Source organism: Actinoplanes sichuanensis (assembly GCF_033097365.1).
Taxonomy (GTDB): domain Bacteria; phylum Actinomycetota; class Actinomycetes; order Mycobacteriales; family Micromonosporaceae; genus Actinoplanes; species Actinoplanes sichuanensis.
In genome coordinates, this window is sequence record NZ_AP028461.1 from 6,852,149 (window position 1) to 6,873,687 (window position 21,539).

Genomic DNA, 21,539 nt, shown 5'->3' on the forward strand with positions numbered 1-21,539 from the left:
CGACGCACTTTCCGGCAGCGTCTTCAGGGCGGATGTCGCAAGCGTTCTGTCGAGAATGCGACCGGGGGAAAAGGATGAGGGTGCTGCACGTCATCAGCACGCTGGAACCGGGTGGAGCCGGGAGCCAGTTGCGATTGCTGGTGCGCCGGATGCCGTACGACAGCGAGGTCGTCACGCTCGGCGCCACCGCCCCGCTCAGCTCCCCGGTGCATCGGATAGCGAGCGGTCGCGACCACGACCCGACCGCCGTCCGGCGACTACGGCGGCTCATCCGCGACGGCCGGTACGACCTCGTGCACACCCACATGCGCCGGGCCTGCATTCAGGGCCGGATCGCCGCCCGGCTGGCCGGCGTGCCGAACATCGTCGCCACCGAGCACCACCCGGCCGACCCGGCCACCGCCCTCTACCGGATCAGCGAACGCCTCGGCCAGGTGACCATCGCGCCGTCGCCGGCGGTCGCCGAACGGCTGCGCTCCCGGGGCGTACCGGACCGGCGGATCGCCACCATCGCACCGGCCATCGACGCGGCCGAGTTCCGGTTCGACCCGATCCTGCGGGCCGCCGCCCGAGCCCGTCTCGGCATCGACCCCGGCCGGCCGGTCATCGGCAGCGTCGGGCGGCTCGCCCCGGACAAGCGGCTCGATCTGCTGATCCGCGCGCTCGCCGAGGTGCCGGACGCGATGCTGCTGCTGGCGGGCGACGGTCCGGCCCGTGCCGACCTGGAACGACTGGCCGAGATAGTCGGCGTCGCCGGCCGGGTCCGGTTCGAGGGTCCGGTCGGCCACCCGCGCGAGACGCTCTGCGCCATCGACGTCTTCGCCTCGCCCGACCAGTCCACGTTCGGCCTGGCCACCCTGGAGGCGGTGGCCGCCGGGCTGCCCGCCGTCTACGGCTCGTGCGTCCCCCTGGAGGAGCGGGCCGCCGCTCGGGCGCCGGTCCCCGGCACCCACCGGCTCTCCCAGGACCGCGAGTCGCTGCCGCGGACCCTGCGGGCCGAACTGCTGTGCCTCGCCGAGCGGCGCGGCGGGCGGCTGCCGGCCCGGTCAGCGGGCGCCGGGTACGACGCCGACCACCTGGCCGAGGCGGTCGGCCGCCTCTACGAGCGGGTGTGCGCCGGGCCGACCCGCCGCCGGGTCATCGGGCCGTCGCCGGGGCGTCGCGGCCGGTTCGGACGATTCGGCCGCAAACACAGCTTTCCACTACCCGGCGGAAGCGTGCGAAACGCATGAGCCGCCAGAGCAGCACGTAACCGAACGCGGCGCCGAACGTGTTCGACACCACGTCGTGCACGTCGGCCCAGCGCAGGCCGTTCAGCGTCAGCAGCAGGGTCAACTGGGTCAGCTCGATCACCAGGCCCAGCAGGAAACCGGTCCGCACCACCCGGCCCCAGTCGCGCACCCCGAACACCACATACAGCACGGTGGCCAACGGCACCGTCATCAGCGTGTTCAGGACGAAGTCACGCTTACGCATGTCGAGGATCGGCACCCACAGGATCCGGGAGACGTCCGGCGGCGCCGCACCCGGCCCCCAGGCCAGACTCATCGGCAGCAGCGTCGCGCCGACCACGGCCACCGCATACCACCCGGCCAGCCAGAACACGATCACGCGCAGCGGAGTCAGCTCCCCGCGACGATGGAGCACCACCAGGGAAACGACCATCAAAAGGACGCCCAGGGGCAAAAGAACGGGCAGCGCGGGAATATCAAGCCGGTGGATCAGCATCTGTTCCCACGCTACCCGGCCGGTGCCGCACTCAACGCAACCAGCCCTCCTTGCGCGCGATCCGGATGGCGTCCAACCGGTTACGCGCACCCGTCTTCGAAATGATCGCGGAAAGGTAATTGCGGACCGTGCCACCGGATAGATAGAGACGACCGGCGATCTCTTTCACCGACTCGCCCTCGGCGGCCAGGCCGAGCACCTCCAGCTCGCGGGTGCTCAGGCCACGGTCGGTGTTGAGCGAGGCGGCCTGCAGCATCGGCGACACCACCCGCTCGCCCCGGGCCAGCCGGCGCACCGCGTCCGCCAGCATCGCCGGCGACGTGTCCTTGATCAGGAAGTTCAGACCGCCGTTCCATCGACGGGGCGGCAGCATGCCCCGTTTCGACGGATCACACAGCAGCAGCATCGAACAGGACGGAATCGCGGTGTGCAACTGATCCGCCACCGGCAGAACCTGACTCACCATGTACTGCGTGTCGATCACCACGACGCCCGGCCACAACTGCGCGGCCCGCTGCGCGAGATCGCCGCCGAGCGGCAGTGTGTCGACGTAATGCATGTCCGGTTCGGTCTCGAGGAATGCCCGCACCGGGACACCGAAGTATCCCTCGTCTCTGACCACAACCACCCGGATCATCACACCACCCTCGTCGATGGACGCCCGGCGCCGGCCGGTTGTCGACCTGTCAGAACGCTGGATGCACATACCTTTCTAGCGCCTCGTGTCCATTCGGCGGACCGCGGGGCGACAGATCTTCCATTGATCCGGGAAAACGGTCGTCCTCCCAGTTCACAGGCGCATCGTGCCAATGGAGATCACCATTAGCCACATACTTAACGTAACGGGCCGGCGCACTCTGCGCACCTGCCGATAGCCGATCGAACGAGTCAGGTATGCCGGATCAACGAATCTGGCGGCCGAAATGACCGGGACATGGATCGTTTACTGAAGAGAAACCTGTGCGATGTCCGACTATTTCCGGACTAAAGGTACCGGGAAACGATCGAATTTCGCCATTCCGATCACCTGAAAGTGACAACGATTCCCCCTCCGCGGCCGAACCGTTATCGAGGTCATTCATGATCGCATTCGAAAACGAAAGTCGCTCACGCGTCCGAAAAGGATTACTCAATCCCTCCAGCGGGTGACCACGTCCGGGTCCGCATTCTTCCCATTCGGTACGGGCCACACCTCCGTCGACCGCACCCACGCCGCCCCGCCGGGTCCCCGCGACGCGGCCCCGGGCCGAGACCGCGCCGCGACCGCCGGGCTGATGCGAGCCTCACCACCCCACAGCCATAGACCGTCGCCCACCGACCCGGACCGGCTCGCTCGGGGCACCCGGCCGCGCCGAGGCGGTCGCGGACACTCCACCGCACGGCGACGTGCGGTCCGGAACGGCACCGCGTGTCACCGACGCTGCGGGGTGCGGGGACGGCGCGTGTCGCCCACCCCGTGACTCGCTGGAGGCGGGGTGGCGACGTGCGGGGGTGGCGGTGAGGGACGCATTCGGCCCGGCGGGCGCTGGTCGGCCTTGACGGCGGGCCGGCGTCGCGGGGGATCTACTGGGCGGGAAAATTGCGGTTGGTGGGGGTTTGGGGCGTACAAAAGCGGCATTTGGTTTGGGGTTGGCGGGGTTGGGAGGAGGATGTACGCTGCCCGGCAATGGATACCTTCGGTTGTGGAACGGGGGTCTCGTCCGCGCAAGGTGAGTGCTGATGCGCTCCTTGATCGCGGACGGGCCGGACCGTCTTCTCAGTTGGCGGCGCGTGCGGGAGTTCGCCGTGCCGGCCTTGATGATCGACACTGCTACCGCTCGGCGCGAAGCCGGGGATTGGGCCGGGGCCTGCGCCGCCGCCCACGTCGACGTGGATCTCGATCTGCGTGCCATCGCGTCCCGGTATGGGCGAGAGTTCGCGGCCGCCGTTCGTGGTGATCTTCGGCGAATCGCTCCTGACCTGCTGCGATGGCATCTTCCGCGGACTCTGTCGGACGGACTGCTACGGCCCGGGCTGAGCATGTCGCTGGTTCGGTATTCCGTGGGTGAGCACGACGTTCACCTCGTGGTGCGGACGGCACCGAGCTGGGCTTCGGCCGGGCAGCGGATCAGCCTCGGATTGTGGGATCCGGGGCTGCCGGAGATCGGTCCGCATCCTCGACCTCGGCCGGATCGGCGGTTCCGACTCGACCTGCATCCCCATCTGTGGGCGGCTGATCGCGCCTCCGAACTGCTGGAACGCTGCGGCGCTCCGGCTCCCGCCGATCCGTCGCGCTCGCCTACTTCGGGGCCGATGGCGGATTCCGGCGACGGGCCGAGGCCGGGCCGGATCGATGACGTTCCGGATGGGCGCGGGTATGCCGTGCATCGCTGGCCGGCTGAGGCGGCGATCCTTCGGGAGGCCGACGGGTATGGCGGGGCGGTCGCGGTTCGGCTCGGGAACGGGCGGCGGCTGCTCCTCACCGGTGACGACGGTGTCGTCGTGCGCGGCGGGAACGGTGCGCCGGTCCTCCCGCATGCGGCCACTTGGGTGTTGCCTGACCTGGAACTTCTCCAGGCGGGAATGATCACCACGGATCTGCTGCATCCGCTTGTCGCTTCGGCGCTGGCGGCGGCCGGGAGTGGTCGCGGGCCGGAGACTCCGAATGGATCGCTTGTCGCTTCGGTGCCGAGCGGTGGCCGCGCGCCCGGCGGGCCGGCCGCTGGGCTCGAGTCCGGGTTCGTGAGCCGGGTTCGGCTGGTCGAGTGTTGTGGGGCGGTTCATCGGCTGGGACTGGTCGGCGGTCGACTCACGCCGCTTGATCACGACGCTGAGGAGCTTCGCCGGGAGGAGTTGCTGACGGTCTTCGGTGGGCCGCCGCTCCCCTGCCTGCGGGCCGTCCACAGCGCCACCCGGCAACCGGAATGCCTGGATGAGGTGCGCACCCGGCTCGATCACGGTGATCAGGCGGGAGCCACGTCGGTGATCGTCGACCTGCTCGGGCCGGGCATCGAACCGGAGGGCGCGCTGCGTGAGGCGCTCACCGAGGCTGCGGAGGGCCGGATCGAGCACGGGCTGTACCGGGCCGGGCTCGCGGCGACGGCGCCGTTCGGCATCACCGGTCTGGCCGGGCCGCGCAAGGACCGGGCCGGCCGCCGCGGCCGACATCATCGCCTCCCGAAGCGGGCGGCCGTCGTCCGCTGAGCCGGGACCGCGACGGCTGGGACACCGGCCGCCGCTCATGACTTCGCCACAGCGCGCGATTGCGCGTACCCCCGTGCCCTCTTCTTGCAAAAAAGGTGATTGATTTGCTGCTTTCTGACCGTAATCTCCCTATCGCCGATGACCTGATCACTCTCCTGACCGCCACCGGGACCGAACCGCGACCGGACAACCAGCTCGAAGCGCTGACCCTGGCCGTGGCCGCCGACCTGCCGGTGCTGCTGTGGGGTGAGCCGGGCATCGGCAAGACCGCCACCCTTCATCAGCTCGCCGACGGGCTCGGGCTGCCGCTGACCACGGTGATCGCGAGTGTGCACGAGCCGTCGGACTTCGCCGGGCTGCCGGTCGTCGGGGACGATCCGGCGACCCAGGGTGTGCCGATGGCGCCGCCGGACTGGGCGGTTCAGCTGGTCCGCGCGGGCCGGGGCCTGCTGTTCCTGGACGAACTGTCGACGGCCCCACCGGCGGTACAGGCGGCGCTGCTGCGGGTGGTGCTGGAACGCCGGGTCGGCGCGCTGCGGCTGCCACCCGGGGTGCGGATCGTGGCGGCCGCGAATCCGCGCTCGTCGGCCGCCGACGGGTGGGAGCTGAGCCCGCCGCTGGCGAACCGATTCGTGCATCTGCAGTGGACGTTCGAGCACGAGGTCGTGGTCCGTGGCCTCGGTGGCACGTGGCCGCGGGCGATGCTGCCGCGACTCGACCGGGAGCTGCTGCCGGAAGCGGTGGCCCGGGCCCGGCGCGCGGTGTGCGGGTTCCTGGAGGCACGGCCGACGCTCGTGCACCGGCTGCCGGACAGCGAGGCCCGCCGGGGTGGTCCGTGGCCGTCGCCGCGCAGCTGGGACATGACGTTGCGGCTGGTCGCGTTCGCCACCGCGGCCGGGGTGTCGCGGGAGGTGCTGTCGATGCTGGTTCGCGGCACGGTCGGCGACGGGCCGGGGCTGGAACTGCTGGCCTTCGTCGACCGGCTCGACCTGCCCGACCCGGAGACGTTGCTCGCCGACCCGTCCGCCGCTGTCTTCCCGGAGCGTGGTGACCTGCGGCAGGCCACTCTCGACGGGGTCGTCGAGGCGGTCCGCAAACGGCCGGAACGGTCCCGATGGGACGCCGCCTGGGCGGTGCTGGTCCGGGCGATGGAGACCGGCGCGCCGGATCTGGTGGTGGTGCCGGCGTCCACGCTCGCCGCGCTGCGTCGCGACGAATGGCCGGTCCCGGCCGAGATGGAGCGCCTGGCCCCGGTCGTCGGCCTCCGCAAGCGGGTGCTGGCGGCCCGATGAAGACTCTGCCGCGGGCGGCGTTCAATCAGGAGGAGACCGACCGGTTGTACGCCGCCAGGCTGTTCGCCGCCGAGGCCCGGCCGTACCTGGCGACCGCGTTGTACGCCCTGAAACCGATCCTGTCGTGGACGGTCCCGACGATGGCCGTGGACAGGTACTGGCGCTGCTACATCTCCCCCGCCTTCGTGGCCGCCACCCCGGTGGACGAACTGGCGGGCGTCTGGGTCCACGAGGTTTCGCACCTGCTCCGCGATCACCACGGCCGAGGGGAACGGCTGGCCGGGGAGAAGGACCTGACCGGGCCGGGCGACCGGCTGCGGATGAACATCGCCGCCGATTTCGAGATCAACGACGATGTGTACGGCGACGGCCTGCCCCGCCCGGACGGCGCGATCGGCCCCGAGCTGCTGGAGTTGGAACCCGGCAAGCTCATGGAGGAGTACCTGCCGATGATCGCGATCGGCCCGTACTTCCGGCAGCTCTCCTGGCTGGACTGCGGCGGTGGCGCGGACGGTGCGGACCGGCCGTGGGAGCTGGGCCCGGACGGCGCGAACGGGCTCGACGAACAGGAACGGGCCCTGGTCCGCTACCGGGTGGCGCAGGGGATGATCGGTCGTGGGGACACGCCGGCCGGCTGGCAGCGCTGGGCGGAGCGGGTGGTGCACCCGCCGCAGCCGTGGCGTGAGCTGCTGGGTAACGCGGTCCGGTCGGCCGTGTCGGCGCCCGGGGTCGGCGAGGACTACGTGTACAACCGCCCGTCCCGGCGCTCGTCGAGCCTGCCCGGAGTGATCCTGCCGAGTCTGCGTCGCCGCCCGCCCCGGGTCAGCGTCGTGATCGACACGTCGGGTTCGGTGAGCGACTCCGAGCTGGGCAGCGCCCTGGTGGAGGTGGCCGCGATGACCCGGGCCGTCGGTGGCCGCCGTGACCTGGTCCGGGTGATCTCGTGTGACGCCGCCGCACACATCACCGGTGAGATCTGCGCGGCCGAGGACATCCCGCTGCTCGGCGGTGGCGGCACCGATCTGCGTGCGGGGTTCGCGAAGGCGCTGACCACCCAGCCGGCCCCGGACGTGATCGTGGTGCTGACCGACGGCCAGACCCCCTGGCCGGACCGGAAGCCGCCGTGCCGCACGGTGATCGGCCTGTTCCCCCGCCCGCGCCACGTCGACGAGAACAACCCCGACTTCGAGCTGGATCTGCCCCCGTCGTGGGCACGGGTGGTGCGGCTCGGCTGATGACCCGCCGCCAGGGCAGCTCAAACGGGGGGCGGTCCTGGCGGCGCGGCATCGCGGATCGACGGGGTCACGGCAGCGGCATCGCGGATCAGTGGGGTCACGGCAGCGGCATCGCGGAACAACGGGGTCACGGCGGCGGCATCGCGGAACAACGGGGTCACGGCGGCGGCATCGCGGATCAGTGGGGTCACGGCGGCGGCGAGTCCGGCGGCCTCGGTGGCGGTGAGCGCCGGATCGGCCCGTCGGATGTCCAGGGCTTCGTCGAGCCCGTCGAGCGGCTCCCCGCCGACCCGGGCCAGGAAGGCACCGAGGAACGCGGTCGCCGCGTCGACGTGCGGGTGTGACGGATCGACGGCGACCTGGGCCATGATGATCGCGGTCAGGCACACGTCGACGGCCGGGCGGCCCTCGGCGGCGTTGTGCCAGTCGATCACGACCGGCCCGCGCGAGGCCAGCATGACGTTCTCCGGATGCAGGTCGCGATGCAGGATGCCGGCCCGCCCGCTCCGGGACGGCAGCCGGTGCAGCCGGTCGTGGAGATCGGCCAGGATCGCCGCGCCGTCGTCCACCCCGAGCCGCCCGGCGGCGAAGGCCTCGGTCATGGTCGGCCCGTCGAGCCGTTCCAGGACCAGGTCGGCGCCGCTCGCCGAGTGGACGTGCGGCACCGGATATCCGTGCCCGGCCAGGTAGGTCATCAGCTCCGCCTCGGCCGTGGCGTCGTCACCGCGCCGATAGCGGCGCAGCACCCGCCGCTCGTCGATCGCGTAGACGTCCGCCTCACGTCCGGAGCCGAGAAGATCCATGACGGTCACCGTACCGAAACGGGGCGAGGCCGCCCGGACAGACGCCGGGCGGCCTCGCGACGAACGTGCCACGGTCAGTGCAGGATGACCGGGGCGGCGCCCTTCTCCTCGTCGAGCAGGTGCGACTCCTCGCGCTTGCGCGGCAGGAAGAACGCCGGGATCAGCGTGAGCAGCGTCAGCACGAACGCCACGGTGAACGTGGTGGCGAACGCGTCGGCCGCGAACTCCAGACCCCGCTCCAGCAGCGGTTTCATCTCCGGCGGGAAGTTGGCGGCCATCTCCGGGTTCATCTGGGCGCCGATCGCCAGCTGGGCCTCGGTGGTGGTCACCGTCTGGCCGGTCGCGTCCGGAACGCTGACCGGGGCCGAGTCGTTCAGCTCGGAGGTCAGGATCACCGACATGACGGCGCCACCGACCGAACCGGCGATCTGCTGCAGGATGTTGAGCAGCGTCGAGCCCCGGGCCACCTCGTGGTTGGTCAGGGTGCGCAGCGCCGACGTCATGATCGGCATCATCGTGCCGCCCATGCCGAGACCCATCACGAACAGCGAGCCGCACAGCAACACATACGAGGTGTCGGTGCCGACCTGGGTGAACGCGAAGAACCCGGCCGCGATCAGGAGCAGCGCGAACGGCACGGTACGCCCGACCGGGATCTTGTCGGCCATCATGCCGGCGATCGGCATGGTGACCATCGCGCCGATGCCCTGCGGAGCCATCAGCAGACCGGCGTGCAGCGTCGACTCGCCGTGGATCTGCAGGAAGTAGCTGGGGAACAGCAGGCCGGCGCCCATGAACGCGATGGTGAACACGGCGAGCGTGACCGACGCGACGGTCAGGTTGCGGTTACGCAGCAGGCGCAGGTCGAGCAGCGGGTGTCTCGGCTTGAACGAGTAGAAGACGAACCCGATCACCAGCAGCGCGCCGGCGAGCATCGGGACCCACACCTTGGTGGCGCTGATCGTCTGCTCCTCGGGCAGGGTGGAGACGCCGTAGAGGAAGAGCGCGAGACCGGGCGACAGCATCAGCATGCCGATGAAGTCGAACGACTCGGACGGCTCCGGGGTGTCCTTGGGCAGCACGACCTGGGCGTAGATCAGCGCGCCGAGACCGATCGGCAGGTTGATCAGGAAGATCCAGTGCCAGCTGTACGAGTCGATCAGCCAGCCGCCGAGGATCGGGCCGCTGATCGGGCCGAGCAGCATCGGGATGCCGAGGACCGCCATCAGCCGGCCGATGCGCTCCGGCCCGGCCGCCTTCGTCATGATCGTCATGCCGAGCGGCATGAGCATGCCGCCGCCGAGGCCCTGGAGCACCCGGAAGGCGACGAGCTGCCCGATGTTGTCGGCGGTCGCGCAGAGCACCGAGCCGAGGGTGAACAGCAGCAACGCGGTCATGTAGAGCCGCTTGGTGCCGAATCGATCGGCGGCCCAGCCGGTCAGCGGGATGACCGTGGCCAGGGCGAGGGTGTAACCGGTCATGGTCCAGGCGACGTCCGCATACGACGCGTCGAACTCTTCCATGAAGGTCGGCAGCGCGACGCTGACCACGGTGACGTCGAGGATCGACATGATGGCGCCGAGGACGACAACCCCGGCGATCTTGAGAACGGCGCCGTCCAGTTTCGCCGGCGCCGAGGTCTGACTGCTCACAACATCTCCACAGGTAGGACGGCATTCCGGAGCTTAGTGACGGGGTCCGACATCGTTCTCAGGATTTCTCGGGGTCGCCGGATTCCGTCGGCGCCGATCTACGCACCCATGCCGAGGCGAGTATTCCCAGGCCATTGGCGGTCCAGTGGAGGACGAACGGGGCGAGCAGCCCGCCCGAAGCGGCCCGGAGAAAGCTGAGAACAACCCCCGCCAGGGTGGTGAACGCCACTTCTCCTCTGTCCGGAAGATGCCAGAGACCGAAGAGCACAGCCGTGACGACGGTCGCCCAGGCTACTCCGTGCTCGTCGGCGATCAGGGCCCACAGCACTCCCCGGAACGCCACCTCCTCGAAGATCACCGTGGCGAGGGGTACGCCGATCAGGGCCTTTCGAACCGGGTGATCGTAGGAGCGGGCGGCCAGCGCCTCCCGTCCGGCCGGGATGAGGAGCAGGATCCCGTAGAGCGCGGCCATCGCGAGCGCGGCGCCCACCGCGTACCGCCAGTCGCCCGGGGTGAGATCGACCCCGGAGACCAGGACCAGCAGGATCGCCGCGAGTGGGCCGACGGACGACTGGGAGCGGTCCGGCCCGTGACGGTTCCAGACCCGGACCGCCAGCATGATCAGCAGGACGACGACGAGGGTCACGGCCCGGTGGTGTCCGGATCGATCAGCATGACGGTCACCTTAATCGCTCGACGCCGCCTGCGGGTCTCTCGTACCGTTGCGCCATCACCGCGACCGGAGAGGAGACACAGCCATGCGCTACCGCACCGCCGTCGTCATCCCCGTGTCGCGTTTCGAGCTGATCCTGGTGTCTGGGGTGGCCGGCTCCGGCTGCGCCACCGGGGCCGGTTGCTGCCTGTAACGGGCGCAGTCCGCCTTCCGCTCAGACTCGAAAGAACCCGACGATCATGCATGTCCGAAACATCGGCATCCTCGCCCACGTCGACGCCGGCAAGACCACCCTCACCGAACGGATCCTGTTCGCCACCGGCATGACCCACAAGACCGGCCTGGTCGACGACGGCAACACCGTCACCGACTTCGACCCGCAGGAACGCGACCGTGGCATCACCATCTTCGCCGCGGCCGTGAGCTGCGACTGGGCCGATCACCGGATCAACCTGATCGACACGCCCGGCCACGTCGACTTCTCCGACGAGGTCGAGCGGTCGCTGCGTGTCCTGGACGGGGCGGTCGCCGTCTTCGACGGGGTGGCCGGTGTCGAGCCGCAGTCGGAGACGGTGTGGCGCACCGCCGACCGCTATCAGGTGCCGCGGATCGCGTTCGTGAACAAGCTCGACCGGACCGGCGCGGACCTGGACGCCGCGGTCGCCTCGATCCAGGACCGGCTCGAGGTGGTCCCGCTGGTGGTGCAGGTCCCGATCGGCCGGGAGGGCGACCTCACCGGCGTGATCGACCTGGTCGACCAGCCGCCGCCCGAGGTGGCCGAACACCGGCGGAAGCTGGAGGAGGCGGTCGCGGAGTTGCACGCGGGCGCGCTGGAGGAGCTGGGCGACATGTCCGACACGACGCTCAGGAAGGCGCTCCGGGACCTGACCCTCAGCAACACGGCGGTCGTGGTCCTCTGCGGTTCCGCCTACCGCGACATCGGTGTCGAACAGCTGCTCGACGCCGTCGTCGACTACCTGCCGGCACCGCGCGGCGACGAGACGAAAGACCCGGTCGCGCTCGTGTTCAAGAAACGCGACCGGCTCACCTACCTGCGTGTCTACGACGGCACGATCACGAAGGGGGATGTCATGTGGGACGCGCGCGACGGCCGTACCGAACGTATCGCACGCATCCTCCGGGTCCAGGCCGACCGGCACACCGACATCGGCCGCGCGGTCGCCGGCGACATCGTCGCCGTCGCCGGGCTGAAGGCCGTCCGCACCGGCACCACGCTCTCGACCAGGGCGAACCCGGTGGTGTTGGAGGCACCGCGGGTGACCGAGCCGCTGGTCTCGGTCGCGGTCGAGGCACGCACGCGATCCGACGCGCAACGTCTGCCGGGCGCTCTCGCGGCGCTGGCCGAGGAAGATCCCTCGCTGGCCGTACGGACGGACGCCGAAACCGGTCAGACCCTGTTGTCCGGCCTGGGTGAGCTGCATCTGGAGGTTGCCGTGGAGAAACTTCGGCAGTCGACCGGCCTGGCGCTGACCACCGGGCGTCCGCAGGTCGCCTACCGGTCGGCGGTGACCGGCGGGCTGACCGGGTTCGTCTACCGGCACGTCAAGCAGGACGGCGGTTCGGGCCAGTTCGCGCACGTCGTGCTGGACGTGACGCCGATCGACGGCACCGGCTTCGAGTTCGCGTCGACGGTGACCGGTGGCCGGGTGCCCGCCGAGTTCGCCCGCGCGGTCGAGACCGGCTGTCGGGAGGCGCTCGTCGACGGTGAACATCCGGTGGTGGGTCTGCGGGTGACGCTGACCGACGGCCAGACGCACGTGAAGGACTCGTCGGAGATGGCCTTCCGGGCGGCCGGCCGGTTCGGGCTGCGTCAGGCGCTCCTGGCCTGCACGCTCACACTGCTCGAACCGGTGGCCGAGGTGACGGTCAGCGCGCCGTCCGACGCGATCGGCGCGGTGCTCGGCGACCTGGCCGCGCGGCGCGCCCAGGTGACCGATTCGTCGGTACGCACGGTGACCGCCACGGTGCCGCTGGCTGAGTTGTTCGGGTACGCGACCCGACTGCGCAGCCGCACCCACGGGCGGGGCACGTTCACCAGCCGTCCGGCCGGTTACCGCCCCGCCGCGTGAGTCAGGACGACCGGTCCAGTGCGAGGGCCAGTCGGCGCAACCAGTGCCGGCTGGCCCCCTCGACCGTCGGATACTCGTCGGTGAAGTTGTCCCAGTCGATGTCGGTCCAGGTCAGTGGCGTGGCGGCGGAGAACTCGGCGGCCTCGTGCCCGAGTTCCGGCAGCAGCAGCTCTCGGACCAGTTCGACGTCGACGGTGGTGTACTCGGCGAGCAGCACCGCGTCGTAGAGGTCCTTGCCCTGCGGATACCTGTCGGTGGCCAGCCACAGCAGCTTCCACGCCAGGGACAGCTCGGCGGTCGCCGCCAGGACCGGGGTGCCGACGCCAGGCAGCATGATCGGCTTCGGATCGATGGGCAGGTGCTCGCCGAAGACGACGTCGATCTGGATGCTGCCGTCCGGTACCCCGGGTGCGGAGAACGGGATCACCAGACGGCGGCCGTCGGCTCGTTCGTACGTCCAGATCGCCGACTCGGCGGTCTCGTCGGGCCGCAGCCCGCCGCCGGACGCCGCCGCCCGGATGCCGTCGAGCAACTCCCGGGCCTGCCGGCTGCCGCTGGTGATGCTCCTGGGGGTGACGACGAAGTCGAGGTCACCGGGCCGGCGGGCGGCGTCCCCGGCCCAGGCGGGCATGAGCGCGCTGCCGCGAAGCACCAGATGATCCCGGTCGACTCCGGTGAGCAGATGGTTCATGGCCGCCTGCTGGGCGGCCCGCCAGTGTTCGCTGATCCTCGGGTCGGCGAACTCCGGCTCACCCGGCCGGTACGCGTCGTCGAACTGTTTGAGCGCCGGGTCGAAAACGAACCGCTGCTCGACGCCGGGGCCCGGCGGCACCGGTTTGAACACCGGCGGGTGATACCCCATCCCGCGCCGGATCAGTTTGTTCCGGTGGAAGGGATCGCGGCGGACCTCGTCCGGCGGCAGCCAGCCCGCGTCCCAGCCGGGGTTGTCGTCGGCGACGATGTGCCACCGCTCGACCGACGCCCACTCGTGCCCGGCCGCCCGCAGGTCGGCCAGCAGTCGCTCCAGGGCCGTCGCGGCCTCGCCCGACGAGCCCGGGCAGCGCTGCACGACCAGCCGTCGCGGGTCGCGGCACAGTCCGGCGCCGTGCTCCTCGACGATCTCCTCGAGTCGCACGAGATCGGCCACCCTCGCGGGTGCGGACCGCATCTCGATGTGGTGCTCGAAGTTCCGGTCGCCGGTCTCCGCCGCGGCCAACGTCCGACGCCGGACCGGGTGGATCCGCTTCTCCCAGTCAGCGATGCGGGATCGGCCGCCGGTCACGATGATCGTCGACTGGGACGGGTGGAGGCCGTGGTCGAGCTCGATCTCGCGGAACTCCACGCCGTGCTCGGCGGCCATGCCCGCCAGGTGCAGCGGGCTGTAGGAACCCGCGGTGAGGTGGTGCCGCATGCTCACTCCTTCGCGTCGACCTGGTAGAGCAGGCTGCGGTGGGTGGGCCGGTAGCCGAGCGAGTCGTTGACCCGGCGCATCGCGATGTTGCTGTCGGCGGTGTCGGCGAGCAGCCCGGCCAGCTTCGGGAACCGCTCCCGGGCCGCCTCGATCTGCGCGACCTTGAGCCACCGGGCCAGGCCGCGCCCACGGTGCTCGGGCAGCACGCCCGTCCCGTAGTGCTGCCCGTCCCCGGTCCCGTCGCCGGCCACCACCAGCTCGGTGAATCCGGCGATCTCCCCGTCCGGCGCGATCACCGCGGTGGTCAGCAGGATCTCGCCGCGCTCGGCCACCGCGGCGGCGACCCGGTGCAGCCGCTCGACATCCCACACGTCCGGGGCCCAGGCCGCCTCGTCCATCGGCATGTCGTCCATCGCCCGCCGGGACCGGGCGAACGTCTCGGCCAGTTCGTCGGCCACCGTGCCCTCCCAGTGCACGAGCCGGTAACCGTCGACGGCCCGGGCCGTCACGGCGAACGACGAGAGCTCCAGACGGGTGAACGTCAACGTCAGCACCCGCCGCATCCCGGCCGCCACGCAGAAGGACTCCCCCGCGGAGCCCTCCTCGACGGCCGGTCCGAGCAGCGCGCGCCCGCCGGTGGCGGAGGCCGCCGCCTGGAGCAGCCGGGTACCGACCCCGGACCGGCGCTCCGCCGGGTGCACGGTGATCCGCAGGTCGGCCGCCCCGTCACCGGGCGGAGCGAAGACGTACGCGGTGCCCAGCGGCCGCCCGTCGGTGCCTTCGGCGATCCACACCGGATTGTCACTGGACGGGTTCGTGAGTGCGTTGATGCGAATGGTCATGGCAGGCATTGTTCTCCATCTCATCCTCACCGGAGGATGCCGGCGGGCCACTCCCGTCGGCACGCTGCTCGTCATGGCACAGGACGCGAAACCGACCGGTAGCCGGACGAGACTGGCCGTCCTGTTGTCGATGGCCATGTTCGTGCTGGTCGTCGACACCTCGTTGATGAACGTCTCGATCTCCGCGGTGGTCCGGGATCTGAACACCACGGCCAGCGGCGTCCAGTCCGCGATCGCTCTGGAAGCGCTGGTCTCGGCCGCGTTCATCCTGATCGGCGGCAAGGTCGGCGACCTCATCGGGCGTAAGCGGGCGTACGTGCTGGGCCTGCTCGGTTACGCGGTCGGCGCGCTGGCCATGACCGTCGCGGACACGCTGCTGCCGATCGTGATCTGCTGGGCGCTGATCGGCGGGATCGGTGCGTCCCTGCTGCTGCCGTCGATGCAGTCGCTGATCCACGGCAACTTCGAGGGCGCCGAACAGCGTCGGGTGTACGCCATGGTCGGTGCCGCCGCCGCGATCGCCGCCGCCGTGGGCCCGCTGCTCGGCGGTTTCATCACCACGTTCCTGTCCTGGCGGGTCGGGTTCGCGCTGGAGGTCGTGATCATCGCTGGGGTGCTGTCCGGCATCAGCCTGGTCAAGAACGTCGAATACACCGGTCCACGGCACATCGACGTGATCGGCGCGGTCCTCTCGGTCACCGGCATGGGCGGCATCGTCCTCGGCATCCTGGTCTGGGAGGAGGGCGGCAGCGCTGTGGCGGCCCTGCTCCTGCTCGGTGTCCTCGGCCTGGCCGGGCTCGCCTGGTGGCTGGTCCGGCGGAAGAGGGCCGGCCGCCCGGCGCTGCTGGATCCCGGCCTGTTCCGATCCCACCTGTTCCGGGCCGGCATCTCGGCCCAGATGCTGCAGCAGACCGCGCTCGGCGGCCTGATGATCGCCCTGCCGATCTACCTGCAGATGGTGCTCGGCTACAACGCTCTGCAGGCCGGGCTCTCGCTGGCCCCGCTGTCACTGAGCATGTTCGCGGTCGCCCTGCTCGCCGGTCGCAGCGCCGGACGGTGGCGCCCGGCGAACATCATCCGCCTCGGATTCGCTCTGCTCACCCTGGGCACGCTGGCGCTCGTACCACTGGTCCCGCAGTCCGGTTTCGGCTGGCAGCTGCTGCTGCCGCTGGCCGTCGCCGGATCCGGTCTGGGCATGCTGGTGTCGCAACTCAACAACTACACGCTCTCCCCGATCGAGGAGGAGCGGGTCAGTGAGGCGGCCGCGGTCAACTCGGCCGGCGGATCGTTCGGGTTGTCCTTCGGCCTGGCCGCGGCGGGCGCGATCATGCTGGCCACCCTCGCCGCCTCGTTCACCGACCGGGCCGAGCAGAGCACCGTCCTCGACCCGGGTCAGCAGCAGCAGGTCGCCGCCGCCCTGGAGCAGAACGCCGAGGTGATGTCCGACGAGCACCTGACCGCGCTGCTGGCGGGCCAGTCCACCGAGATCGCTGACGAGATCCTCCGGATCAACACCGAGGCCCGCCCGATCGCGCTGCAGGCGGCGCTGCTGCTGCCGCTGCTCGCCGGGCTGCTCGGCCTGCTGAACGCGTTCCGGATGGCCCGCCTGCCGGACCCGAGACCGTCCGAGGGCGGCGACAACCTGCTCGGCTGATCCGGAACGGCCGGCCGAAACGGAATGTCACATAGTCGGCACATGGGGGTGACATCATTCCTGGATGCGTTCAACGGTGGCGGCAGTGCACGACGTGGTGACCAGGCTGGAACCGGTCGACAATCTCGAGGGCGAACACCGCGGGCACGCCCTCGGCTGGCTACGGAGCACCGACGACGTGTTCCGCCGGGCCAAGCCGGCCGAACCGGGCCGGCACCTGGTGTCCTACGTGGTCCCGGTGGATCCGGCCGACGGCAGCCTGCTTCTCGTCGAGCACGTCAACGCCGGTCTGTGGCTGCCGCCCGGCGGGCACGTGGAGGTGGACGAGGATCCGTACGAGACGGCGGCCCGCGAGATCGAGGAGGAGCTCGGCGTCAGCGCCCCGGTCTCCGCCGCCCCGCTCTTCCTGACCGTGACCGAGACCGTCGGCATGGACTCCGGGCACGTCGACGTGAGTCTCTGGTACACCGTCGAGATCCCCCGTGACCAGCCACTGAAGCCGGACACCGGCGAGTTCCACAGCGTCCGCTGGTGGAGCCGCGACGAGATCGTCAAGTCCGACCCGGCCCGGTTCGACCCGCACCTGGGCCGTTTCCTGAAGAAGCTCCCTAACGCAGAACCGTGTATGTGAGGTGGGTGACGCCCCGGCCCTCGATCACCCGCGGATCGCTGAGCCGGACCGGCGCCACCACCTGATCGCCGAAGAAGCTGGTGCCGGCGCCGAGCAGCACCGGCACCAGCGAAACGGTGATCTCGTCGAGCAGCCCGGCGTCCAGATACTGCTGGGTCAGGGTCGGCGTGGAGACCGACACCACGCGCTCGCCGGCGGTTTTCTGCGCGGCTTCCAGCGCGGCGATCGGATCGGTGAAGAACGACGTCTCGGAGTCCTCGCGCGGCCACCCGCCGGGCACCGAATGACTCACCACGAAGACCGGGCATCCGGCCGGATGCCGCCCGCCCCACCCGTCGGTGTTCTCGAAGAGCCGCCGCCCGCAGATCAGCGCGCCCGCACTCGTCAGGGCCGGCCGCAGATATCTCTCGCTCGCCCGCGTGACGTGGAAGACCCAGCGCGGATCGGCGCTCGGAATCTCGACCTCACCGTTCTGGTACCACCCGAAAAGTTCGGCCACACCGTCGTACTCATCCGCGACGAACCCGTCCAGCGACATGGACATGGCAGCGACGACTCTGCCCATGGCAGGCCTCCCTCACGCGCATCCCTACCCCGCAGGTTTCTCCTCCGAAGCGGTTCACGCAAGCCATTCATCTGCGCATTCGCCCAGGTGAGGCCTCGGTGCGCAGGCCTTCGCGCCAAGAACCCCCGATGATTCTCGACGGCCGTCGGCGACCCGTTCCACAGCGGACGACCTACATCTCCCCTGAGCCGGGGCGGTATCTCCGCCTCGGCGGGGCGGAGTTCCCGTACCGAGCCGGCGAAACCGGTGTTGGAGGCAGGGGCGGGATTCGAACCCGCGATTTCCGGCTTATGAGACCGGCGAGGACGACCGAACTCCTCCACCCTGCAAGTGCGCCGCCGGGGACTCGAACCCCGAACCCGCCGCTTAAGAGGCGGCTGCTCTACCCATTGAGCTAGCGGCACTGGTCGTACGTCGTGCAGTCGGGTCGGCGGGATTCGAACCCGCGTCCTCTCGCTCCCAAGGCGAGCGCGCTGACCAAGCTGCGCCACGACCCGTGAAGTGTCGCCGGGTGGTTTCGAACCACCGACCTCCGCCTTATGAGGGCGGCGCTCTCGGCCCCTGAGCTACGGCGACGGAGCGGAGAGCGGGAGATTCGAACTCCCGGCAAAGGTTGATCACCCCTGCTCCGGATTAGCAATCCGGCGCCTTCGGCCACTCGGCCAGCTCTCCACCGTGTCACGTGGACCCGGCCGGACTCGAACCGGCCACCTTCCGCTTGCAAGACGGATGCTCTACCTGATGAGCTACGAGCCCTTGCGTACCCGGAGAGGGATTCGAACCCCCATCCTCCGCACCCTGAATGCGGCGCCTCTGCCAGTTGGGCTACCCGGGCCTGATCTCCTGCGTGCCCTCGGCGCGATTCGAACGCGCACCGTCCAGATCCTCGGTCTGGTGCCTCTGCCGTTGGGCCACGAGGGCGTGAAAAGTGTCCCCGGAGAGATTCGAACTCCCGGCCCTCGGATCCGTAATCCGACGCTCTTTCCGCTGAGCTACGGGGACATTTGTCGTCCGCTGTGGAATTGTCAAAGAATGGTAGAAAGAAAACGCCGCCCGGTTCCGGTGAGGAAGGGCGGCGCAGGGAGACTAGCTGCTCGCTAGCTGCGCCACCGGCCCAGAAGTCGGCTGAGACGTCGGGCGGGGAGACTCGGCATGGCCTTCATCGTGGCGGACATCGTCTCCCCCTCTCTGTGTTTCGCGTCCCGGCTGGGTCGGTGTTGATGACAAACATAGGCGGCCCCGCGGCACCCGTCCAACGAATTAATCGAGCAGACTGTGGAACATGATTTACCGGGTTCTGGCCGAGGCCACGATGGTCGTGCACTTCCTGTTCATCGCGTTCGTGGTGACCGGCGGTTTCCTGGCCTGGCGCCTGCCGAAGGTGATCTGGCTGCATCTGGCGGCCGCCGCGTGGGGCCTGTGCATCGTCGTGTTCGCGCTGAACTGCCCGCTGACCTATGTGGAGGACTGGGCCCGGGAGCGGGCCGGCCAGTCCGGGCTGGAGCGCGGGTTCATCGACACGTACCTGACCGGGGTGATGTATCCGGAACGCTACCTGGACGAGGTGCGGCTGCTGATCGCCGTGGTGGTCGCGGTCTCCTACGTGGGTGTGGTGATCAGGTGGCGGCGACGACGGGGATGATCGCCGCGACCGTGCGGCGCACGTCGGCCGGCGCGGGTGGCGGGCCGGTGCGGTCGGCGAAGAGCAGGTGCCCGGTGCCGATCAGGATGGCGCCGAGGGTGTCGGTGTCGGCGGTGGCGGCGATCCGGCCGAGGGCCCGCTCGTCCTCGAGGTAGGCGGCGAACGACTCGGCGGCCTCGGTGAGCACCGGAACCCCGGCCGGCCAGGTCTCCCGGAGGCGGGCGCGCAATCCGTCGCGGAACGTCACGAGCGCGACGATGGCGACCGCGACCGACCCGAACAGGGAGGTCAGCGCCTCGGCCACGGCGTCGGTGACGGATCCCGCGCCGGCGCGCAGGGCGGCGACTCGCGGGTCCATCCGGGTGGAGCGGTCCAGCACGTACGCCGCGAGGAAGTCGTCGAAGTCGGTGAAGTGCCGGTGCAGGACGCCTTTGGCGCAGCCGGCGCCGATGGTGACGGCACGGCTGGTGAGCGCCTCGGGACCGGATTTCAGCAGGATCCGGTCGGCGGCGTCGAAGAGTTGTTCCCGCACGTCGCGCAGGGCCACACCGGTCGGCACACAGCGAATCTAGCCGAGTGGGCAAGCGCCCACTTAAAGTGGGCACATGCCCACTACACCTGACCCCCGGCGGATCGCCGAGTCCTTCGGCCTCGACGCCGAGCGTTACGACCGCGCCCGGCCGCGCTACCCGGCCGAGCTGATCAGCCGCCTCGCCGAGGGCGGCCGCGAGGTGCTCGACGTCGGCATCGGCACCGGCATCGTGGCCCGCCAGCTGCGCGACGCCGGCTGTCACGTGCTCGGCGTCGAACCCGACCCGCGGATGGCCGCGGCCGCCCGCCGGCACGGCTTCACCGTCGAGGAGTCCCGGTTCGAGGACTGGGACCCGGCCGGGCGCACGTTCGACACGGTCGCGGCCGGGCAGACCTGGCACTGGGTCGATCCGGCGGCCGGTTCGGCGAAGGCGGCCCGCGCCCTGCGACCGGGCGGGCGACTGGCCCTGTTCTGGAACGCCTACCAGCCGCCGCCGGAGCTGGCCACGGCGTTCGGCGAGGTCTACCGCCAGGCCGCGCCGAGTCTGCCGTTCAGTCCGTGGGCGGTGACCGATCCCTACGCGACGGTCGCCGAGAAGGCCGGCGCCGGCATCGGCCCGGAGTTCGGTGCGCCGGAGGTGTGGCAGTACGCGTGGGAACACGAGTACACGCGGGACGAGTGGCTCGATCTGATCCCGACCGCGGGCGGGCACAACCTGCTGCCCGAGGCCGAGCTGAACGCCCTGCTCGACGGGCTGGGTGAGGTGACCGGTGAGCGCTTCACCATGCCGTACACCACCATCGCGGTGACCGCCGTCCTGCGGTGACCTGGGGGGATGCCGGCCCACCGCGGAGGCGATGGGCCGGCATCTGAGAGCCGGCAGCTCCCGACACGGGGGAGTCGGGCCGCCCTGCCCTCGGAGGAACGTCATCCCGGCCGATGGCCGTGCCGGTCCGATCCGAATGCCGACAGTCTCGATGGGATTACGACGGCGGCCCGGTTCCGGCCACGTCGCGACTTCCGACGACATCCTCGCTGATCGCGGCCGCTGAACATAACCCCTGGTGGGAGCCAATTTTTCTAGGCCTCGATGATCGCAACTCGGGGGGAAATAAAGTGATACATATCACTTGTCATGCTCTGTCGGTCATCTACCGATCCATAGATCGCTGTTACGATTGCCGCGCGATGTCAATGGTTCAGTCTGGTGACGGTGGTGATTTAGCGAAGTGTTATGAAATGCGGGGGTATACGTGACACATACCGCGGGATTACACAGCCATCGCTTGACGGGGAGTCGTGAGACGTCCCGCCAGGCGCTCCCCGAACACTTGGCCGAGGTCCTCGACCAACTGGCGAGCGGCGCCACCGATCTGGCCGCCTGCCGCAAGCTCGGGGTGTCCGGACGGACGTACAGTCGCAGAGTCTCCGAGCTGCTCGACCACCTGGGCGTCGCCTCGCGATTCCAGGCCGGCATAGTCGCGGCTCGCCTCGGACTGGCCCACGATCCGGCGCCTCAGCGGACGAACAGCAGGATGATCCGTCCCGAGTACCTCCCCCACGTGCATCACCGCAACACGGGGGCACCAGAGCGTTGACCGTCCGG

General features: G+C 70.1%; 19 protein-coding genes and 9 tRNA genes. 10 read left to right on the forward strand and 18 right to left on the reverse strand.

Going from position 1 to position 21,539, the window contains the following annotated elements:
* Positions 1-74: 74 nt before the first annotated feature.
* Complete coding sequence (locus Q0Z83_RS31710; protein ID WP_317786912.1) at positions 75-1,232, forward strand: glycosyltransferase; 1,158 nt, start codon at positions 75-77, stop codon at positions 1,230-1,232.
* On the opposite strand, the gene Q0Z83_RS31715 is transcribed toward Q0Z83_RS31710, so the two are convergent.
* On the reverse strand, positions 1,138-1,665 hold the full coding sequence (locus Q0Z83_RS31715; protein WP_317786913.1) for a VanZ family protein: 528 nt from the start codon (positions 1,663-1,665) through the stop codon (positions 1,138-1,140). The two genes, Q0Z83_RS31710 and Q0Z83_RS31715, sit on opposite strands and share 95 nt — an antisense overlap.
* A 94-nt stretch (positions 1,666-1,759) precedes the next feature.
* Entirely contained in the window at positions 1,760-2,365 is a 606-nt protein-coding gene (locus tag Q0Z83_RS31720) for a response regulator transcription factor (protein ID WP_317786914.1), read from the reverse strand.
* A 1,082-nt stretch (positions 2,366-3,447) separates the two neighbouring features.
* Between Q0Z83_RS31720 and Q0Z83_RS31725 the strand changes: the two genes are divergently transcribed.
* From Q0Z83_RS31725 to Q0Z83_RS31735, 3 genes are all read left to right on the forward strand, one after another.
* On the forward strand, positions 3,448-4,911 hold the full coding sequence (locus tag Q0Z83_RS31725; RefSeq protein ID WP_317786915.1) for a hypothetical protein: 1,464 nt from the start codon (positions 3,448-3,450) through the stop codon (positions 4,909-4,911).
* Positions 4,912-5,015: 104 nt separating this feature from the next.
* The gene (locus Q0Z83_RS31730; RefSeq protein ID WP_317786916.1) at positions 5,016-6,203 is read left to right on the forward strand and encodes an AAA family ATPase; all 1,188 of its coding nucleotides are present in this window, start codon (positions 5,016-5,018) and stop codon (positions 6,201-6,203) included.
* Positions 6,200-7,438: a vWA domain-containing protein gene (locus tag Q0Z83_RS31735; protein WP_317786917.1), complete on the forward strand. Its 1,239-nt coding sequence runs from the start codon at positions 6,200-6,202 to the stop codon at positions 7,436-7,438. Before Q0Z83_RS31730 ends, Q0Z83_RS31735 begins: the two co-directional genes overlap by 4 nt.
* Positions 7,439-7,458: 20 nt before the next feature.
* Here the strand turns inward: Q0Z83_RS31735 and Q0Z83_RS31740 are convergent, their stop codons facing one another.
* The 3 genes from Q0Z83_RS31740 to Q0Z83_RS31750 form a co-directional block, all read right to left on the reverse strand.
* Entirely contained in the window at positions 7,459-8,241 is a 783-nt protein-coding gene (locus tag Q0Z83_RS31740) for a phosphotransferase (RefSeq protein ID WP_317786918.1), read from the reverse strand.
* Positions 8,242-8,315: 74 nt separating this feature from the next.
* Positions 8,316-9,893, reverse strand: coding sequence for a DHA2 family efflux MFS transporter permease subunit (locus Q0Z83_RS31745; RefSeq protein ID WP_317786919.1), 1,578 nt, complete (start codon positions 9,891-9,893; stop codon positions 8,316-8,318).
* Between the two features lie 58 nt (positions 9,894-9,951).
* A complete protein-coding gene (locus Q0Z83_RS31750) occupies positions 9,952-10,539 on the reverse strand; it encodes a CPBP family intramembrane glutamic endopeptidase (RefSeq protein ID WP_317786920.1) in 588 nt (195 codons plus the stop codon).
* A 266-nt stretch (positions 10,540-10,805) separates the two neighbouring features.
* On the opposite strand from Q0Z83_RS31750, the gene Q0Z83_RS31755 reads away from it, so the two are divergent.
* Positions 10,806-12,656, forward strand: coding sequence for an elongation factor G (locus Q0Z83_RS31755; protein ID WP_317786921.1), 1,851 nt, complete (start codon positions 10,806-10,808; stop codon positions 12,654-12,656).
* A 1-nt stretch (position 12,657) separates the two neighbouring features.
* Here the strand turns inward: Q0Z83_RS31755 and Q0Z83_RS31760 are convergent, their stop codons facing one another.
* The gene (locus Q0Z83_RS31760) at positions 12,658-14,067 is read right to left on the reverse strand and encodes a nucleotidyl transferase AbiEii/AbiGii toxin family protein (RefSeq protein WP_317786922.1); all 1,410 of its coding nucleotides are present in this window, start codon (positions 14,065-14,067) and stop codon (positions 12,658-12,660) included.
* A gap of 2 nt (positions 14,068-14,069) precedes the next feature.
* Positions 14,070-14,909, reverse strand: coding sequence for a GNAT family N-acetyltransferase (locus tag Q0Z83_RS31765; RefSeq protein WP_317786923.1), 840 nt, complete (start codon positions 14,907-14,909; stop codon positions 14,070-14,072).
* Between the two features lie 73 nt (positions 14,910-14,982).
* On the opposite strand from Q0Z83_RS31765, the gene Q0Z83_RS31770 reads away from it, so the two are divergent.
* Positions 14,983-16,563 carry an MFS transporter gene (locus Q0Z83_RS31770; RefSeq protein ID WP_317786924.1) on the forward strand — a complete coding sequence of 527 codons (1,581 nt, stop codon included), beginning with the start codon at positions 14,983-14,985 and terminating at the stop codon, positions 16,561-16,563.
* A gap of 64 nt (positions 16,564-16,627) precedes the next feature.
* Positions 16,628-17,194: an NUDIX hydrolase gene (locus tag Q0Z83_RS31775; protein WP_317786925.1), complete on the forward strand. Its 567-nt coding sequence runs from the start codon at positions 16,628-16,630 to the stop codon at positions 17,192-17,194.
* Here the strand turns inward: Q0Z83_RS31775 and Q0Z83_RS31780 are convergent.
* The 10 genes from Q0Z83_RS31780 to Q0Z83_RS31825 form a co-directional block, all read right to left on the reverse strand.
* On the reverse strand, positions 17,172-17,759 hold the full coding sequence (locus Q0Z83_RS31780) for a dihydrofolate reductase family protein (protein WP_317786926.1): 588 nt from the start codon (positions 17,757-17,759) through the stop codon (positions 17,172-17,174). The two genes, Q0Z83_RS31775 and Q0Z83_RS31780, sit on opposite strands and share 23 nt — an antisense overlap.
* 250 nt (positions 17,760-18,009) lie before the next feature.
* Positions 18,010-18,088, reverse strand: a tRNA-Met gene (locus Q0Z83_RS31785).
* 2 nt (positions 18,089-18,090) lie between these two features.
* A tRNA-Lys gene (locus tag Q0Z83_RS31790) sits at positions 18,091-18,163 on the reverse strand.
* An 18-nt stretch (positions 18,164-18,181) separates the two neighbouring features.
* Positions 18,182-18,256: transfer RNA gene (locus Q0Z83_RS31795), tRNA-Pro, on the reverse strand.
* 5 nt (positions 18,257-18,261) lie between these two features.
* A tRNA-Met gene (locus tag Q0Z83_RS31800) sits at positions 18,262-18,335 on the reverse strand.
* A gap of 4 nt (positions 18,336-18,339) precedes the next feature.
* A tRNA-Ser gene (locus Q0Z83_RS31805) sits at positions 18,340-18,431 on the reverse strand.
* 11 nt (positions 18,432-18,442) lie between these two features.
* Positions 18,443-18,515 (reverse strand) — tRNA-Ala (locus Q0Z83_RS31810).
* Positions 18,516-18,520: 5 nt separating this feature from the next.
* Positions 18,521-18,594, reverse strand: a tRNA-Leu gene (locus Q0Z83_RS31815).
* Positions 18,595-18,607: 13 nt separating this feature from the next.
* Positions 18,608-18,680 (reverse strand) — tRNA-Leu (locus tag Q0Z83_RS31820).
* Positions 18,681-18,688: 8 nt separating this feature from the next.
* Positions 18,689-18,761: transfer RNA gene (locus tag Q0Z83_RS31825), tRNA-Arg, on the reverse strand.
* Between the two features lie 280 nt (positions 18,762-19,041).
* On the opposite strand from Q0Z83_RS31825, the gene Q0Z83_RS31830 reads away from it, so the two are divergent.
* Positions 19,042-19,401, forward strand: a complete 360-nt coding sequence (locus tag Q0Z83_RS31830; protein ID WP_317786927.1) for a DUF2784 domain-containing protein — start codon at positions 19,042-19,044, stop codon at positions 19,399-19,401.
* Here the strand turns inward: Q0Z83_RS31830 and Q0Z83_RS31835 are convergent.
* Complete coding sequence (locus tag Q0Z83_RS31835; protein WP_317786928.1) at positions 19,376-19,960, reverse strand: TetR/AcrR family transcriptional regulator; 585 nt, start codon at positions 19,958-19,960, stop codon at positions 19,376-19,378. The two genes, Q0Z83_RS31830 and Q0Z83_RS31835, sit on opposite strands and share 26 nt — an antisense overlap.
* A 46-nt stretch (positions 19,961-20,006) precedes the next feature.
* Between Q0Z83_RS31835 and Q0Z83_RS31840 the strand changes: the two genes are divergently transcribed.
* Complete coding sequence (locus tag Q0Z83_RS31840) at positions 20,007-20,759, forward strand: class I SAM-dependent methyltransferase (protein ID WP_317786929.1); 753 nt, start codon at positions 20,007-20,009, stop codon at positions 20,757-20,759.
* 460 nt (positions 20,760-21,219) lie between these two features.
* On the forward strand, positions 21,220-21,531 hold the full coding sequence (locus Q0Z83_RS31845; RefSeq protein ID WP_317786930.1) for a helix-turn-helix domain-containing protein: 312 nt from the start codon (positions 21,220-21,222) through the stop codon (positions 21,529-21,531).
* Positions 21,532-21,539: the final 8 nt, after the last annotated feature.